This window comes from Jatrophihabitans sp. YIM 134969 (assembly GCF_054456675.1).
Genome location: NZ_JBTJEQ010000014.1, coordinates 60705 through 75352, shown reverse-complemented (window position 1 = coordinate 75352; position 14648 = coordinate 60705). Strand labels below are relative to the sequence as shown.

Genomic DNA, 14648 nt, shown 5'->3' with positions numbered 1-14648 from the left:
GCCGGGGCGGCCCGTCGGCCTCGGCGACGCCGGACGGGACGCGTGGGGGGTCGCGGTCACGCGGGCGGTCCCGACCAGGTGTCGCGCAGCGACTCCGGGACGACGTCCCACAGCGGGGTGCCGGGGAAGATCCCCTCGCTGAACGACACGAGCACGACGTTCCGGGTCTGCTCGTCGCCGTCGCGCAGCGCGTCGGCCACGATGCGAGCCACTCGTTCGACGTCGTCGCGTCGGTCGTCCACGTGGTCCTCGCACCACGCCACGATGTCGCCCATGAGCAGGTGGGGCAGCAACCCGCCGTTGTCCTCGATGCTCTCGTCCCTGATCGGGCCGAGGTCGGGCACGGCGGCCACGAGCCGGTCGAACAGGTCGTTCACGGTGGTCGGCATCAGTGGCCTCCGAGCGCGTTCTTGAGGTTGTCGAGTTCGGCCTGGGCGATGTCGCGCCACTCCTGCGGGGCATCCGGGTTCTTCGCCAGCCAGTTCTCCAGGCCGTTCACGCTCTCCTGGGACTTGGTGCCGTGCCACGCCGGTTCGCCCTGCGGATTGCGGCCGAGCGGCTCGTGGGAGCGCTGCTCCCACCGGTGGGCATCGGCCGTCCGACCGTCGCCGACCGTGCCACGGGGGTTGTCGGTGCCCTTGTAGAGGTTCTTCAGGATGTTGTGCAGCTTGGTCTGCGCCTTGGCGTTGGGGCTGCCGGGCGGCAACCGGTCGCCGAGCGACGGACGCGACGCCGGGTTCGACGGCGGCGTGAGGTTGCGGCCGTCCGGGGTGAGCGCGGGGCGGGTGGTGCCGTCGTAGTGCTGGTGCGGCGGCCGCGGCGACGTGCCCCGCCCTGGCACGCCCGGGGTGTTCGGCGCGCCCGGGGTGCCCGGTGTGCCGCCGTGACCGTGCGGCAGGTCGGTCTTCCTCATCCGTCGCTTGACGGCGTTCTCGACGATCTCGGGGATCTTCCCGCCACCACCGTGCCTCGGCATGGTCCCCCCTCCCTAGAAGAGGATCTCGAAGATCATGTTCTCGATGGCCGTCTCGATGGCCTGCCGCACGATCTGGCTGACGATCGGGATCTCGGCGAGCGACGCACCGAACGTCACGAAGGCGGTCGCTGCCGCCTGGATGAGCGTGGCGGCGAGGATGCCGAGCTGGACGAGGTAAACGCCCTTGAGGGCGATCGTCGCGGTGCCGAAGATCGTGAGGGTGGTGCCGATGGCCTCGGACCCCGACGCGTCGTCGAGCAGGTGCTGCCGGGGCTGGGCGTCCCACCAGGTCTGGAAGGCCTCGACGGCCGCACCGGAGTTCACGCTCCAGATGTCGGCGGCGGCGCTCGAGGTCGACGACTCGACCTCACGCAGTTGGCCTGCGAAGGTCCCCCACGCGCTCGCGGCCTCGAACAGCTTGTCCTCGTCGGCCTGCGGCCAGTCCATGCCGATGTAGCTCAGGGCCTCGGTGAGGAAGCCCGGCAGTTCGATGCTCACGCGGGGCCACCGCCCAACGCGTTCAACCTGCCCGCCACCTGGTCGTCGGTGGCCACGGCGTCGTCGGCCCAGCTCGTCAGCTGGGTGCTGGCGTAGGAGAGCAACTCGCCGTGGTTCGCCATGACGTCGGTGACGTGGTCGAGCACGTCGGCGTAGATCTGGCCGAACGCCGAACCCTGCTTGTCGCCGCCCCACGGGTTGCCGCTGCCGGTGGTCGCGCGCACGGCGTCGGTGTGGGAGGCCAGGGCCGCCCGCTGCTGGTCGAGGACCGCGGCCACCTTCGGGAAGGTGGTCGGATCGAGGTCGAACCCGGTCACGCGGACCCTCCGATCCGGTCGGCCTGGGTGCGCAACTGCTCGAGGGCGTCGCGCATCCGGGCGTCGGCGTGGTCGCTGAGCTGTTGGAGTTGGCCGGTGAGCGCCGCGATGCGCATCTGCCCGGACTCGAGCATTCGCTGCCCCTCGGCCTGACGCAGCCGGTCGAGCTCGTCAGCCGCGGCGTCGAAGGCCTCGCGGACCTGGCGTTCCACGGCCCGCCGACCCTCAGCCACGACCAGGTCGCTCACGACGAGGTCGACGAGACGGCCACGACCGTCGAGGGTGACCTCGACGTTGCCCGAGGTGTCGGAACCGTTCGCCGTGAGGGAGGTCAGCGCACCGAGGACCGTGTCCTCCGGGCCCGTGGGTTCCGCGTCTGATGCCGGTCGCACACCGGGAAACGTACCGTCTGCGAGCCTCGGTCCGACGCGGACGGCGGCACGGATGGCGTCCCGGTCAGTGATCGGCTCGGTGGTCCGGGGCGGTCGGTAGCGTGCCGGACGTGCCCCTGCTCGACGACCTCGGCGCCACGGTCGACCTGCCGTCCCCGCCCCGGCGGATCGTGTCGTTGGTGCCGTCACTGACCGAGGCGCTCGCGGTGACCGTTCCCGACCGGGTGGTCGGCGCCACCGACTGGTGCACCCGGCCCGCGGGCCTCGACGTGGCCCGGGTGCGCGGCACGAAGAACCCCGACCGGGCGGCGATCGAGGCCTTGCGGCCGGACCTGGTGGTCGCCAACCAGGAGGAGAACCGCGAACTCGACGTCCGCCGCCTGCGCGAGGCCGGCGTCCCGGTCTGGGTGACCCGCATCGAGACCCTCGACGACGCCTTCGCCTCGCTGCGCCGCCTGTTCGTCGAGGCGGTCGGCCTCGAGGTCCCGGCCTGGCTGGTCCAGGCGGAACGGGCGTGGGCCGTTCCCCCGTCCGGCCCACGTCGTCGCGCCGCGGTCGCGATCTGGCGCGACCCCTGGATGGTCGTCGGGTCCAGGACGTTCACCGGCGACGTGCTCGACCGACTGGGCTTCGACAACTGCTTCAGCGCCGCCGACGACCGGTACCCGACCGTGTCGGCGGCGGACATCGCCGCCGCCGACCCGGACGTCGTCGTCCTGCCCGACGAGCCGTACGTGTTCAGCGCCCACGACGGCCCGGAGGTGTTCCCCGGCCTCGCGACCGCGTTGGTCGAGGGCCGGCTGCTGACCTGGTACGGCCCGTCACTGGTCGAGGCCCGCGCGGGGCTGCCCGCCGCGCTCGCCGTCGGCCGGTAGCTCAGGCGACCGGCTGCACGATCCGGCTACGACATGACCGGCTGCACGATCCGGCTATGACATGACCGGCTGCACGATCCGGAAGTGGTTCCCGAACGGGTCCCGCGCACCGCAGTCGATGCCGTAGGGCTGCTGGGTCGGCGGGTCGGTGAACTCGACCCCGCGTTCCTTCAGCGTCTCGTAGGTCTTGTGGCAGTCGTCGGTCGTCAGGCCGAAGGTGAAGCCGGTCGCGCCCTTCGTGACCAACTCCCGGGTGGCCGCACCCGAGGCGTCGTCCATGCCGGGCGCACCGGGGAGTTCGAGCAGGATGTCGCGCCCGGTCGTGCCGGGCACCCGGACGGTCAACCAGCGCATCGGGCCGAAGTCCATGTCGGCCGACACCTCGAGGCCGAGGACCTCGGTGTACCAGGTCTTCGCCTCCTCCTGGTCGAGGACGAACACGTGCGACATGTTGATGGAGTTCCACATGCCAGAGACGCTAGGGCGAACCCGTCGCTTCGTGCTTCTCCGAAACTGCCGTCATCGCGGCGATCGTCGCCGCGCTGCTGGGCTGCGTCCACGAACGGGAGAAGCACCCGGGGACGGCCGGTGGGTGCGGCGGCGTCCGCTCGCGGTACTCCGACGGGGAACACCCCACGATCTCCCGGAACGTGCGACTGAAGGTGCCGAGGCTGGTGAACCCGATCTGCACGCAGACGTCGGTCACCGACGCCGGCGTCTCGCGCAGCAGGTACATCGCGCGCTCGACCCGCCGCCGCTGGAGGTAGCGGTGCGGGGTCTCACCGAAGGTGTCCTTGAACGTCCGCGCGAAGTGCGACGCCGACACGTGGGCGGCGCGGGCCAGGGTCGGGACGTCGAGGGGTTCGGCGTACGAGCGGTCCATGAGGTCGCGCGCCCGGAGCATCCGGCGGTTGACGTCCTCCCGGGCGGTCACCACGCGAGGATCAGACCACGCGCGACCGTCAGTACATCATCCGGGGATCGGCGTACCACTTGAACTCGAGCAGGTTGTTGGACGGGTCCTGGAGCACGAAGCTCGTGTGCTCCTCCACGAGGCCCTCGAAGCGCTGGAACGGCTTGGCGAAGTAGCGCAGCCCGCGGGCGTCGACGAGGTGCACGAGCCGGTCGTAGTCCGCGCGCTCCCGGAACGTCACCCCGAAGTGACGCGGGTACATCTCGACCTCGCGCTCCCACTTCTCCGACAGGTGGCACACGACCTGGTCGCCGAAGAAGTCCAGCGTGATGCGGTCGTCGTAGCGACGGGCGAGCTTGCAACCCAGACCCGTCACGTAGAACTCGAACGCCTCGTCGAGGTCGCGGGCCGGGATGGCGAGGTGGAAGGCGTCACGCGACTCGCGCACGGGCGCGGGCCTCCTCGGTGGTGGGGGCGTCGGACGGGAGGTCGAGCACGTCGGGCCAGGCCCCGGGGCCGCCCACGTCGAAGAAGGTGTCGCTGCGCAGACCGAGACGCAGGGTCTCGAGGCCGACGAGGTCGCAGGACGCGATGTTGCCCAGGTTCACGTCGGGGCCGAGGCGCCGGATGAAGAAGGCCTGCAGTTCCTTGTTCGGCGCCTCGAACAGCATCCTGGCCATGTCGATCGGCGCGTGGGTGAGCTGGTCGAACAGGTCACCGCGGACCTGGCCGTCGCGGCCGCAGATCCCGCTCTTGCCGCTCTCCCGCGACTCGGTGATCACGTAGGACGCGCCCGCCTGCTGGTCCTGCGTGATCCAGTCGATCCACTCCTGCGCGGCCTGGTCCTCGCTACGCGCCTGGTCCTTCGCGCCGACCTCGGAGAAGACCTGGTACTCGCGGGCGAAACGTTCGACGTACTCGGCCTTGCGCTCGTTGGGGAGGTCGATGGTGCCGTTGGAGATCTCCACGGTGGTACAGCCGAAGCGGTCCACCCAGCGCTGCCAGTCGTCGAGGCGTCCCTGGTGCAGGAACTTCTCGAACAGCGTGCCGCCGAAGTAGAAGTCGACGCCCGCCTCGCGCAGCACGTGCAGCTTGCGGACCAGCCCCTCGGTGACCAGCGAGGTGCCCCACCCGAACTTCACGATGTCGACCATCGGCGCGAAACTCTTGACGACGTCCGTGAAGTGGCCGGTGGGCAGACCGTTGTCGATCATCATCGTGAGCCCCGTACGGCGGGGTTTCGCGGGTCGCTCGGGCAGGTCGAGTTCGATGCCGTGGTGGCGCATGGGCTGTGGTCACGTCCTTGTCGGCGACAGAGGTGGAGCGATGTCGGGACTGATGTTCCCGGTTCGCCCGCATCCGTCACTGTGACCGACCTGTTGTCGATCTGTGGCTCGACCGAAGCTTCGGTTCTCTACTGATCCGACAGGAGAGCTGCGACGTCGGCGACGTGGTCGACCACGGCCAGTGCCGTGGCCTCGATGAAGGGGTCACGCAGCAGCCGTCCCCACGGTCCCTGCAGCACCCGCACGGCGCGCAGGCCCGCGCGCGTCGCCCCGGCGACGTCGGCGTCGAGCTGGTCACCCACGTAGACGACCGACGCGGGATCGGCACCGGTACCGAGCACCTCGGTCACGGCGCGGGCGAAGAACCCGGGCTCGGGTTTGCGGACGCCCCAGTCCTCCGAGGTCGCGACGACGTCGGCCGGCAGGTCGAGGCGGCGCAGCAGGTCGCCGTACCCCGGTGGCTGGTTGCCCGCGACGCCGACCCGGAGACCGGCCGAGCGCAGCGCGGTGAGCAGGTCGCGGACGCCGGGGAACAGGTCCTGCTCCCCCGGCGGCGGGATCACACCGCCAGCGACGAGGTCCCGGTACGACCCCAGACCGCCGGCGTCGAACCGACGCATCGTCGCCTCGACGCCGCCGCCCGCGACGACGGTGGCGCCGAACACCGCCGAGAAGGTGTGGGGCGTCGTGCCCAGCGCACGGGCCCAGCCCGCGTACTCGCGGGACTTGTCTACGAGCGTCTCGCCGATGTCGAACACGACCGCGCGCACCACTGGATCGGTGATCGGCACAGTCGCACCCTAGGTGCATGACGTTTCGGGGCCCGCTCCCTCGGCCGGCCGATCACCCACACCGGGCGGGTCAGCGCAGGCCGATCTGGGACCGAGGCAGCAGCCGCCAGGCGATCGGTGCGCCGTCGCCGTAGAACAGGATCTGGGGGATCAGCCACTTCGACACGAGATCCTGGTCGTGGACCAGCTGCAACGGTTCCGGCCAGACATACATCTCGGTGCTGAACTGTCGTCCGATGTCCGACGCCGGGTCGACTCCGGCCGAGTAGACGCTCCCGCGCTCATCGGGGACGATCAGGTGCACCGGTACCGTCCGCTCGACTCCGTAGACCGCGGCCACGAAATCCAAGGCGGAGGCCCGCTGGAACAACGCCCGGCCGAACTCGAGCACGTCGCCGGCCGGGCGTTGGGTGTTCCACATCCACCCGACGATGTAGGTCCGCTCCAACCGCCAGTACCACTCGGCGGCCTCGGTGAAGACCAGCTCGGAGATGTCCGCGCGACACAGGGCGGTCGAGAGCGAGGCCAGGTTCACGAGCAGTGCCTTCTCGTGACGGGTCACGGATTCGACGAACGAACGCAGACTGGCTGCGAACGCCGGCGTGTAGAACGGATCGTCGGCGATGGTGTCGAGCCGCGCGAACATCCGCGTCCGTAGAGTCCGGTACGTCGGCTCCTCGAACATTCGGAACTGGTGAGGTCCGATCGAGTCAGGTCCGTTGGGGGGCGCAGCGCACATGGCGCGCACACGCGCCGCGAGTCTGCTGCTGTCCAGATCCACTGCGCTGTACGCGAACAGGGGGATCAACGGATCCGGGCCCGCACCATCGTCGGTCGTGACCGCATCGGCATGTTCTAGCCGGAGACGTTCAATGAGGATGGACAACTGTTCGGAGTACGACCCGGCGGCGAAGTCGGCGTAGAGCCGGTCATTCAAGCGTTCCGGCACGTCGGCGTCGTCGATCCGAAGCGGAATGAGAATTTCTCGGCCCGAGCGTGTCTCGACGTCCAACGCCCACACCAGTTCCTGGTCCACCCACTTCGAACCGACCAGATGCGACGACAGCACCACGATGACGTGGGACGCGGTGTCGATGCCCTTCTGAATCGCAGGCGCGAGCTTGTTACCAACCCCGAGGTTCGTCTCGTCGAACCACACGTTGAAACCGGCCTGCAGCAGATCGAGCGCCAGCCGCCGCACGAACTGTTTGTCGGCAGAGGAATGCGACAGGAAGATCGTGCCCACCTCATCCCCTCTCCGTCACCGCGCATCTTGCAGCGCCGGCCCGCCGACCGCGAGGTGCCCGTCCCACCGCAGCCCAAACGGGCACATCGGCTCGCGCGGCACCGCCACGGCCATCTGCCAGGACCATGCTCGGACCGCACGGCGTCGGAACCGTCGAGGAGGTCAGGTGCCCCCGAAGTCGATCAACATCGGACTGAAGTTGCCGTTCCTTGAAGTGAGCTCCTCGTGGGAGCCGAACGACGTCGAGCGGCGGGCGGCCTGGGAGTTGTATATCGAACTCGTCACCCGTGTCGCCGTGGTGCCGCTCCCGTACGGTGACGGATCGCTTCGGGAAGCATTGACGAGTCGGCACAGCCTGTTCGCGGCCACCCGCGAGATCCTGCGGCGTTATGGGCCCGCCGTCGCGGAGCGAAAACGCGACGGCGAACCGAACTTCGGCTATCTCGCGGTGTGGATGCTCAACTTCGGGCTCCGGCCGACGCTCACGCTCTGGCACGGACGTCTGCAGTCCTGGGAGCAGAGGCGGCCTGCAGGCACCTCGCCGATCGAGCATGAACGGCGGTGGATCGAAGCGGCCGACCTCCGTACGGATCTGGAGCGATCGCGTCGCGAGTTGGCCCAGTTCAGCGCCGTGCTGGCCGAGGCGTGCGACGTTCCCGACCTGACGTCCGCCGTCCCAGGAGAGTGATCCCCAGACACGACGACGCCCCGCCCACCGCAGAGGTGGACGGGGCGGTCGGAACGTGTCGGATTGACTCGGAGGAGTCCCCGAGCTCGAGGCCGTCGGCTGACGATCAGCTCTCGATGTCGCCCTTGATGAACGCCTCGACGGCGTCGCGGGCCTGCTGGTCGTCGTACTGCACCGGCGGGCTCTTCATGAAGTAGCTCGACGCCGAGAGAACCGGGCCACCGACGCCACGGTCCTTCGCGATCTTGGCGGCGCGCACGGCGTCGATGATGACGCCGGCCGAGTTCGGCGAGTCCCAGACCTCGAGCTTGTACTCCAGGTTCAGCGGGGTGTCGCCGAAGGACTTGCCCTCGAGGCGGACGTAGGCCCACTTGCGGTCGTCGAGCCACGGCACGTGGTCCGACGGGCCGATGTGGACGTCGGCCTTGCGCATCTCGTGCGGGATCTGCGAGGTGACCGACTGGGTCTTGCTGATCTTCTTGGACTGCAGGCGCTTGCGCTCCAGCATGTTCATGAAGTCCATGTTCCCGCCGAAGTTCAGCTGGTACGTGCGCAGCAACTCGACGCCGCGGTCCTCGAACAGCTTCGCGAGCACGCGGTGGGTGATGGTGGCGCCCACCTGGCTCTTGATGTCGTCGCCGACGATCGGCACGCCGGCGTCGGTGAACTTCTGGGCCCACTCGGGGTTGCTGGCGATGAACACCGGCAGCGCGTTGACGAACGCGACCTTGGCGTCGATCGCGGCCTGGGCGTAGAACTTGTCGGCGTCCTCGGACCCGACGGGCAGGTAGGACACCAGGACGTCGACCTGGGCGTCCTTGAGCACCTGGACGACGTCGACCGGCTCCTCGTCGGACTCCTCGACCATCTCGCGGTAGTACTCGCCGAGGCCGTCGAAGGTGTGGCCACGCTGCACGGTCACGCCGAGCGGCGGGACGTCGGTGATGGTGATGGTGTTGTTCTCGCTGGCGACGATCGCCTCGGAGAGGTCGCGGCCGACCTTCTTGGCGTCCACGTCGAACGCGGCGACGAACTCGACGTCACCGACGTGGTAACCGCCGAAGTCGACGTGCATGAGACCCGGCACGCGCTGGGACGGGTCGGCGTCGCGGTAGTACTCGACGCCCTGGACGAGCGACGACGCGCAGTTGCCGACGCCGACGATCGCGACGCGGATCTTGCGATCGTTGTTCTGTGCACCCATCAGGGCTGCTCCTTCGTTTCCTTGGTGGTGTGGTGACCGGCCGGTCGGGACGCGTCCCGCCGTTCCATGTCGATGAGTTCCTCGAGCCACCGGACCTCACGTTCCACGGACTCCAGCCCGTGTTCGTGCAACTGCCGGGTGTAGCGGTCGAGCCGTTCGGTGGTGCGGCGCGCGGCGATCCCCTCGCGCCGTTCCTCGACCCGACGGCGTCGGCCCTCGAGGATCCGCAACCGGACGTCGGACCGGGTCTGACCGAAGAAGGCCAGACGCGCTCCGAAGCCTCCGTCGTCGAACGCGTCGGGGCCGACCTCGGCGAGCAGCTCGGAGAAGTGCTCCTTGCCCTCGGCGGTGAGCCGGTAGACCCGACGGCGCCGACCGGCGGCCCGGGTGGCGTCGTCGCCCACCGGCCGGTCGAGCGGCTCCTCGTCGACGATCCAGCCCTGGTCGGACATCCGCTTGAGCGTCGGGTACAGCGAGCCGTACGAGAACGCGCGGAACGTCCCCAGCAGGTCCGACAGCCGCTTGCGCAGCTCGTAACCGTGCATGGGTGTGTCGTGGAGCAGGCCCAGGATCGTGAACTCGAGCATCCCGACCACCTCCCGACGTCCGTCCGAGTCGCTGGATCGACTCGATGTATCAGCACGATACAACACGTCGACACGTCGTGGTGGCACCTCCCGGCGCGAGCCCACCTCTTCCACACAAAGGACTTTCCACCAAGACAGTGACGACCGACATACAGCGGACATGAAGTCTGTCTGGTGTCTGATACCGTCAATCACACGTTCTTTTCGCAGGAAGTCGTACCGGGCTGACGTCGGGAGAGTCGGGATGCGGGCACGTCCGGCCGAGATCCTCGGTGTCCCGGTCGACCACCTCGACCGCGCGGCGGCGCGGTCCGCGGTGACCGCGATGGCGGCGCGGCCCGGTCACGATGTCGTGGCGTTCGTCAACGCCCACTCCCTGAACCTCGCCGCCGGCGACCTGCGCTACCGCGCGTCGCTCCACCACGCCTCGCTCGTGCTCAACGACGGGCTCGGGATCGGCATCGCGGCGCGTCTGCAGGGCGCTCCGTTCACCGACAACCTCAACGGCACCGACCTGCTGCCGGACCTGTTGAGCGACTTCGCGGCCGACGGCCACACCGTGTTCTTCTACGGCGCCGCCCCCGGCGTTGCCGAGCGGACCGCACGTCGGTGGGCGCTGGCGGTTCCCGGCCTGCGCGTCGCGGGTGCCCTCGACGGCTACACCGTCTCCAGCGCCGCGGCCGCGGAGATCGTCCGGGAGTCCGCCGCCGACGTCGTGCTCGTCGCCCTCGGCAACCCCCGTCAGGAGATCTGGGCCCGGCACCTCGGCCCGCGCACGGGCGCACGGCTGTCGATCGGCGTCGGCGCGTTCTTCGACTTCTCCGCCGGTGTCGTCCGCCGGGCGCCACGGGTGGTGCGGCACGCCCGGATGGAGTGGGCGTTCCGGCTCCTGCAGGAACCGCGCCGGCTCACGCGTCGCTACCTCGTCGGCAACCCCGCGTTCCTCCTGCGGGTCGCGATGGCGCAGGTCGTCCCGGTCCGCCCGCTGCCCACCGCCGACGACCGCGCACGTCACCCGTCGGCGCGCCGCTCCGCGCCCTACCGGCACGGCACGAGCGACGTGGTGGTCCCCGGTCCGTGGACCCGGTCCCCGGACGACGTCGAACGGGCGGGGTGAGCGGTGGCCTCCCCCGAACCCGCCCTCCGCTGCCGGCTCTGCGACGCCCCGTTGCACACGTCGTTCGTCGACCTCGGGATGTCACCGCCGTGCGAGGACTTCCTCACCCCTGACCGCCTCGACCGGCCCGAGACCTTCTACCCGCTGCACCCGCGCGTCTGCGGGAACTGCCTGTTGGTCCAGCTGCCCTCGCTGGTCGACTCGGTCGACATCTTCGAGGAGTACGCGTACTTCTCGTCGTTCTCCGACAGCTGGGTCGCGCACGCGCGCCGGTTCGTCGACGACGCCGTCGAGAGGTTCGACCTCGGGGCCGACAGTCTGGTCGTCGAGGTCGCGAGCAACGACGGCTACCTCCTGCAGCACGTCGTCGCGCGGGGCATGCGAGCGCTCGGGGTCGAACCGGCCAAGAACATCGCGGCCGTCGCGAACGAGAAGGGCGTGCCCACCGAGTCGGTCTTCCTCGGCGAGGCCTCGGCCCGGGACCTCGCGGACACACACGGCCGGGCCGACCTCGTGGTCGCCAACAACGTGTACGCCCACGTGCCCGACCTCGTCGACTTCACGCGAGGACTGCGGGCGCTGGTGCGCGACGACGGCGCCGTGTCGATCGAGGTCCAGCACCTGCTGCGGCTGGTCGAACGCAACCAGTACGACACGATCTACCACGAGCACTTCCAGTACTACACGGTGCTGACCCTGCAACGGGCCCTGGCGTCGGGCGACCTCGTGCTGGTGGACGTCGAGGAACTGTCCACCCACGGCGGCTCGGTCCGGGTCACCGCGCGTCCGTCGGTGTCGGCCGGTTCGCCGAGCCCGCGCGTCACCGCCGTGCTCGCCGAGGAGGCCGCGGCCGGTCTGCACACGCTCGAAGGGCACGCGGGGTTCGCCCACCGCGTCGACCGGGTGCGGCACGACCTGCTGTCGTTGTTGCTGCGGGCCCGGGCCGAGGGCGCGACCGTCGTGGGCTACGGGGCGCCCGGCAAGGGAAACACCCTGCTCAACCACTGCGGGATCCGGACCGACCTGGTGGGCTTCACCGTCGACCGCAACCCCTACAAGCACGGTCGTTTCCTCCCTGGCACGCACATCCCGGTCCTGGCGCCCGAGGCCCTGGACGCCGCCCGCCCCGACTACATCCTGGTTCTGCCGTGGAACCTGCGCGAGGAGATCTCGGCGCAGCTCGCCCACACCGCGGAGTGGGGTGCCCGGCTGGTGTTCCCGATCCCGACTCTCGAGGTGGTGGCGGCATGAAGGTCGTGCTGTTCTGCGGTGGGTACGGCATGCGGATGCGCGACGGCACCACCGACGCCCCCAAGCCGATGGTCCGCATCGGGCAGCGACCGTTGCTCTGGCACGTCATGAAGTACTACGCCCACTTCGGGCACAAGGACTTCATCCTCTGCCTCGGGTACGGCGCCGAGCACATCAAGCGGTTCTTCCTCGAGTACGACGAGACCAGCTCCAACGACTTCGTGCTGTCCGCGGGCGGACGGCAGGTCGAGCTGCTGTCGACCGACCTCGACGACTGGCGCATCACCTTCGTCGACACCGGCCTGAACTCCCCCATCGGTGAGCGCCTGCGTCGGGTGCGACACCTGCTCGGCGAGGACGAGGTCTTCCTGGCCAATTACGCCGACGTCCTGACCGACGCCCCGTTGCCGGACATGATCGACCGGCTGGTCAGGAGCGACGCGGTCGCCAGCATGATCGCCGTCCCACCGCAGTCGGCCTTCCACACCCTCGAGCTCGCGGACGACGGCCGGGTCACCGGTGTACGCGCCGTCAACACGTTGCCGTTGTGGGAGAACGGCGGGTACTTCGTGCTGCGGCAGGAGATCTTCGACGTCCTCCCGGAGAACGGCGACCTGGTCGAGGACGGCTGCGGCACCCTCGCCGCCCGGGGGCAACTGCTCGCCTACCCGTACCGGGGTTTCTGGCAGCCGGCCGACACCGTCAAGGAACGCGCCCTCCTGGAGGAGGCGTGGGCGTCAGGACGACGGCCGTGGGTGGTGTGGGGCGACCGCGGTGCCGACCTCGCGGCCGGCGTGTTCGACCGCGCCGCCCCGCGGTGAACCCGCTGCGGCTCCTCGACACCGACCGCCCGCAGATCACACTGATCGGTGCACACTGCGACGATCTCGAGATCGGCGCCGGCGGTCTCCTGCTCCGCCTCTCCGACCGCTATCCGAGTGTGCGGGTCCGGGCTCTGGTGCTGACCTCCACGCCCGAGCGGGAGGCCGAGACGCGCGCGGCGCTCCCGGCGTTCCTGCCCCGGGCCGACGTCACGCTCGACGTCCTCGACCTGCCCGACGGTCGCCTGCCCGGCGTCTGGGACGAGGTCAAGGACGCGCTCGAGTCGTTGCGTTCGGACGTGTCACCCGACCTCGTCGTGGCACCGCGCGCCGACGACGCCCACCAGGACCACGCGCTCGTCGGCTCACTGGTCACCACCGCGTTCCGCGACCACCTCGTGCTGCACTACGAGATCCTCAAGTGGGACGCCGACCTGACCCCACCCACGCTGTACCTGCCGCTGGCCGACGACGTCGCCGAGCGCAAGTGGGAACTGCTCCACGAGCACTTCGCCTCGCAGCGGTCCCGGGACTGGTTCGACCGGGACGCGATCCTCGGCCTCGCCCGCCTGCGCGGCGTGGAGTGTCACGCCCGGTACGCCGAGGCTTTCCACACGACGAAGGCGGTGTTGACGCTCTGATGCGCGTCCTGATCACGGGTCACGAGGGTTACCTCGGCACGGTGATGGCCGAGGTGTTCTCCGCGGCCGGCCACGACGTGGTCGGGCTCGACACCGGACTGTTCGCCGCCTGCGTGCTGGGACCGTTGCCCACTGCACCACCGGCGCTGCGGGTCGACCTCCGCGACGTGGAGGCCTTCCACCTCGCGGACTTCGACGCCGTCGTCCACCTGGCAGCGCTGAGCAACGACCCGCTCGGTGACCTGGCACCGCAGATCACGTACGACATCAACCACCTCGCCAGCACCCGCCTCGGCGAGGCGGCGCGCTCGGCGGGCGTGCGCCGGTTCCTCTACGCGTCCACCTGCAGCGTCTACGGCACCGCCGGCGGCGACGCGCTCGTGGACGAGACCGCCCCCCTCGCCCCGGTGACGCCGTACGCCGAGAGCAAGGTGCGGGTCGAGGCCGACCTGTCGGCGCTCGCCGACGAGACCTTCGAACCGGTCTACCTGCGCAACGCCACGGCCTTCGGCTTCTCACCACGGTTGCGTGGCGACATCGTGCTCAACGACCTGGTCGCGACCGCGCACCTGACCGGCGTCGTGAAGGTCCTGTCGGACGGCACGCCGTGGCGCCCGCTCGTGCACGCCCGCGACATCGCCGGTGCGTTCCTCGCGTCGCTCACCGCCGACCGTGAGGCCGTCTTCGACACCGCCCTCAACGTCGGCAGTGAGGCGGCCAACCTCACCGTCGCCCAGATCGCCGAGGCGGCCGCCGCGGCCGTGCCGGACTCGAGCATCGACATCACCGGCGAGACCGCCGGCGACCCTCGGTCGTACCGGGTCGACTTCTCCCTGCTGCGTGAACGGCTCCCGGAGTTCTCGGTCGCCTGGTCGGTCGAGCGTGGCGCCGAGGAACTCGCCACCGCCTACCGCGACTTCGGCCTGACCGAGGACGTCTACCGCGCTCGGTTCAAACGGCTGCCGTGGTTGAAGTCGTTGCAGAGCAGCGGGGAACTCGACGACCAGATGCGCTGGGTCCAGCCCCACCCCCGCTGACGTGAGCC

The 14648-nt window shown here is 69.8% G+C and carries 20 protein-coding genes; 7 read left to right on the top strand and 13 right to left on the bottom strand.

Translation table 11 applies throughout. The annotated features are described in order from the left end of the window. Positions 1-56: 56 nt before the first annotated feature. From ACXR2U_RS09735 to ACXR2U_RS09715, 5 genes are read right to left on the bottom strand one after another with little or no spacing between them, the layout of a single operon-like run. Positions 57-389: a DUF7674 family protein gene (locus ACXR2U_RS09735; RefSeq protein WP_458824778.1), complete on the bottom strand. Its 333-nt coding sequence runs from the start codon at positions 387-389 to the stop codon at positions 57-59. Further along, the gene (locus ACXR2U_RS09730; RefSeq protein ID WP_458824777.1) at positions 389-976 is read right to left on the bottom strand and encodes a hypothetical protein; all 588 of its coding nucleotides are present in this window, start codon (positions 974-976) and stop codon (positions 389-391) included. Before ACXR2U_RS09730 ends, ACXR2U_RS09735 begins: the two co-directional genes overlap by 1 nt. A 12-nt stretch (positions 977-988) precedes the next feature. Next, complete coding sequence (locus ACXR2U_RS09725; protein WP_458824776.1) at positions 989-1474, bottom strand: WXG100-like domain-containing protein; 486 nt, start codon at positions 1472-1474, stop codon at positions 989-991. Next, entirely contained in the window at positions 1471-1791 is a 321-nt protein-coding gene (locus ACXR2U_RS09720) for a hypothetical protein (protein WP_458824775.1), read from the bottom strand. Before ACXR2U_RS09720 ends, ACXR2U_RS09725 begins: the two co-directional genes overlap by 4 nt. Next, the gene (locus tag ACXR2U_RS09715; protein WP_458824774.1) at positions 1788-2183 is read right to left on the bottom strand and encodes a YbaB/EbfC family nucleoid-associated protein; all 396 of its coding nucleotides are present in this window, start codon (positions 2181-2183) and stop codon (positions 1788-1790) included. Before ACXR2U_RS09715 ends, ACXR2U_RS09720 begins: the two co-directional genes overlap by 4 nt. 116 nt (positions 2184-2299) lie before the next feature. Here ACXR2U_RS09715 and ACXR2U_RS09710 point away from each other — a divergent pair, with 116 nt between their 5' ends. Next, positions 2300-3058, top strand: a complete 759-nt coding sequence (locus tag ACXR2U_RS09710) for a helical backbone metal receptor (RefSeq protein ID WP_458824801.1) — start codon at positions 2300-2302, stop codon at positions 3056-3058. A 54-nt stretch (positions 3059-3112) separates the two neighbouring features. Here ACXR2U_RS09710 and ACXR2U_RS09705 read toward each other — a convergent pair whose 3' ends face one another. The 6 genes from ACXR2U_RS09705 to ACXR2U_RS09680 form a co-directional block, all read right to left on the bottom strand. Continuing rightward, positions 3113-3526 carry a VOC family protein gene (locus tag ACXR2U_RS09705; protein WP_458824773.1) on the bottom strand — a complete coding sequence of 138 codons (414 nt, stop codon included), beginning with the start codon at positions 3524-3526 and terminating at the stop codon, positions 3113-3115. A gap of 10 nt (positions 3527-3536) precedes the next feature. Next, positions 3537-3962 (bottom strand): helix-turn-helix domain-containing protein, encoded by a 426-nt coding sequence (locus ACXR2U_RS09700; RefSeq protein WP_458824800.1) that lies wholly within the window; start codon positions 3960-3962, stop codon positions 3537-3539. Positions 3963-4020: 58 nt separating this feature from the next. Beyond that, the gene (locus ACXR2U_RS09695; protein WP_458824772.1) at positions 4021-4419 is read right to left on the bottom strand and encodes a VOC family protein; all 399 of its coding nucleotides are present in this window, start codon (positions 4417-4419) and stop codon (positions 4021-4023) included. Beyond that, on the bottom strand, positions 4403-5257 hold the full coding sequence (locus ACXR2U_RS09690) for a phosphosulfolactate synthase (protein WP_458824771.1): 855 nt from the start codon (positions 5255-5257) through the stop codon (positions 4403-4405). Before ACXR2U_RS09690 ends, ACXR2U_RS09695 begins: the two co-directional genes overlap by 17 nt. A 128-nt stretch (positions 5258-5385) precedes the next feature. Further along, complete coding sequence (locus ACXR2U_RS09685; protein ID WP_458824770.1) at positions 5386-6048, bottom strand: HAD family hydrolase; 663 nt, start codon at positions 6046-6048, stop codon at positions 5386-5388. Positions 6049-6118: 70 nt separating this feature from the next. After that, entirely contained in the window at positions 6119-7294 is a 1176-nt protein-coding gene (locus tag ACXR2U_RS09680) for a toll/interleukin-1 receptor domain-containing protein (protein ID WP_458824769.1), read from the bottom strand. Between the two features lie 166 nt (positions 7295-7460). Between ACXR2U_RS09680 and ACXR2U_RS09675 the strand changes: the two genes are divergently transcribed. After that, complete coding sequence (locus tag ACXR2U_RS09675) at positions 7461-7982, top strand: hypothetical protein (RefSeq protein ID WP_458824768.1); 522 nt, start codon at positions 7461-7463, stop codon at positions 7980-7982. 106 nt (positions 7983-8088) lie between these two features. On the opposite strand, the gene ACXR2U_RS09670 is transcribed toward ACXR2U_RS09675, so the two are convergent. Together ACXR2U_RS09670 and ACXR2U_RS09665 are read right to left on the bottom strand one after the other, a co-directional pair. Next, on the bottom strand, positions 8089-9186 hold the full coding sequence (locus ACXR2U_RS09670; RefSeq protein ID WP_458824767.1) for an inositol-3-phosphate synthase: 1098 nt from the start codon (positions 9184-9186) through the stop codon (positions 8089-8091). Then, positions 9186-9773 carry a PadR family transcriptional regulator gene (locus ACXR2U_RS09665; protein WP_458824766.1) on the bottom strand — a complete coding sequence of 196 codons (588 nt, stop codon included), beginning with the start codon at positions 9771-9773 and terminating at the stop codon, positions 9186-9188. The genes ACXR2U_RS09670 and ACXR2U_RS09665 overlap by 1 nt, the downstream gene beginning before the upstream one ends. A gap of 244 nt (positions 9774-10017) precedes the next feature. Here ACXR2U_RS09665 and ACXR2U_RS09660 point away from each other — a divergent pair, with 244 nt between their 5' ends. Genes ACXR2U_RS09660 through ACXR2U_RS09640 form a run of 5 tightly spaced genes read left to right on the top strand, consistent with a single transcriptional unit; the run spans position 10018 to position 14640 of the window. Beyond that, positions 10018-10890: a WecB/TagA/CpsF family glycosyltransferase gene (locus tag ACXR2U_RS09660; RefSeq protein ID WP_458824765.1), complete on the top strand. Its 873-nt coding sequence runs from the start codon at positions 10018-10020 to the stop codon at positions 10888-10890. Between the two features lie 3 nt (positions 10891-10893). Further along, positions 10894-12141 carry a methyltransferase domain-containing protein gene (locus ACXR2U_RS09655; RefSeq protein ID WP_458824764.1) on the top strand — a complete coding sequence of 416 codons (1248 nt, stop codon included), beginning with the start codon at positions 10894-10896 and terminating at the stop codon, positions 12139-12141. Further along, positions 12138-12962, top strand: a complete 825-nt coding sequence (locus tag ACXR2U_RS09650; RefSeq protein ID WP_458824763.1) for a sugar phosphate nucleotidyltransferase — start codon at positions 12138-12140, stop codon at positions 12960-12962. Before ACXR2U_RS09655 ends, ACXR2U_RS09650 begins: the two co-directional genes overlap by 4 nt. A gap of 5 nt (positions 12963-12967) precedes the next feature. After that, positions 12968-13603: a PIG-L deacetylase family protein gene (locus ACXR2U_RS09645; protein WP_458824799.1), complete on the top strand. Its 636-nt coding sequence runs from the start codon at positions 12968-12970 to the stop codon at positions 13601-13603. Beyond that, on the top strand, positions 13603-14640 hold the full coding sequence (locus tag ACXR2U_RS09640; RefSeq protein WP_458824762.1) for an NAD-dependent epimerase/dehydratase family protein: 1038 nt from the start codon (positions 13603-13605) through the stop codon (positions 14638-14640). The genes ACXR2U_RS09645 and ACXR2U_RS09640 overlap by 1 nt, the downstream gene beginning before the upstream one ends. The last annotated feature ends 8 nt before the right edge of the window (positions 14641-14648 follow it).

Coding starts and splice junctions, on each gene's coding strand:
- ACXR2U_RS09650 (WP_458824763.1), top strand. CDS start 12,138: ATGAAGGTCGTGCTGTTCTGCGGTGGGTACGGCATGCGGATGCGCGAC.
- ACXR2U_RS09690 (WP_458824771.1), bottom strand. CDS start 5,257: ATGCGCCACCACGGCATCGAACTCGACCTGCCCGAGCGACCCGCGAAA.
- ACXR2U_RS09700 (WP_458824800.1), bottom strand. CDS start 3,962: ATGCTCCGGGCGCGCGACCTCATGGACCGCTCGTACGCCGAACCCCTC.
- ACXR2U_RS09705 (WP_458824773.1), bottom strand. CDS start 3,526: ATGTGGAACTCCATCAACATGTCGCACGTGTTCGTCCTCGACCAGGAG.
- ACXR2U_RS09665 (WP_458824766.1), bottom strand. CDS start 9,773: ATGCTCGAGTTCACGATCCTGGGCCTGCTCCACGACACACCCATGCAC.
- ACXR2U_RS09735 (WP_458824778.1), bottom strand. CDS start 389: ATGCCGACCACCGTGAACGACCTGTTCGACCGGCTCGTGGCCGCCGTG.
- ACXR2U_RS09730 (WP_458824777.1), bottom strand. CDS start 976: ATGCCGAGGCACGGTGGTGGCGGGAAGATCCCCGAGATCGTCGAGAAC.
- ACXR2U_RS09640 (WP_458824762.1), top strand. CDS start 13,603: ATGCGCGTCCTGATCACGGGTCACGAGGGTTACCTCGGCACGGTGATG.
- ACXR2U_RS09660 (WP_458824765.1), top strand. CDS start 10,018: ATGCGGGCACGTCCGGCCGAGATCCTCGGTGTCCCGGTCGACCACCTC.
- ACXR2U_RS09670 (WP_458824767.1), bottom strand. CDS start 9,186: ATGGGTGCACAGAACAACGATCGCAAGATCCGCGTCGCGATCGTCGGC.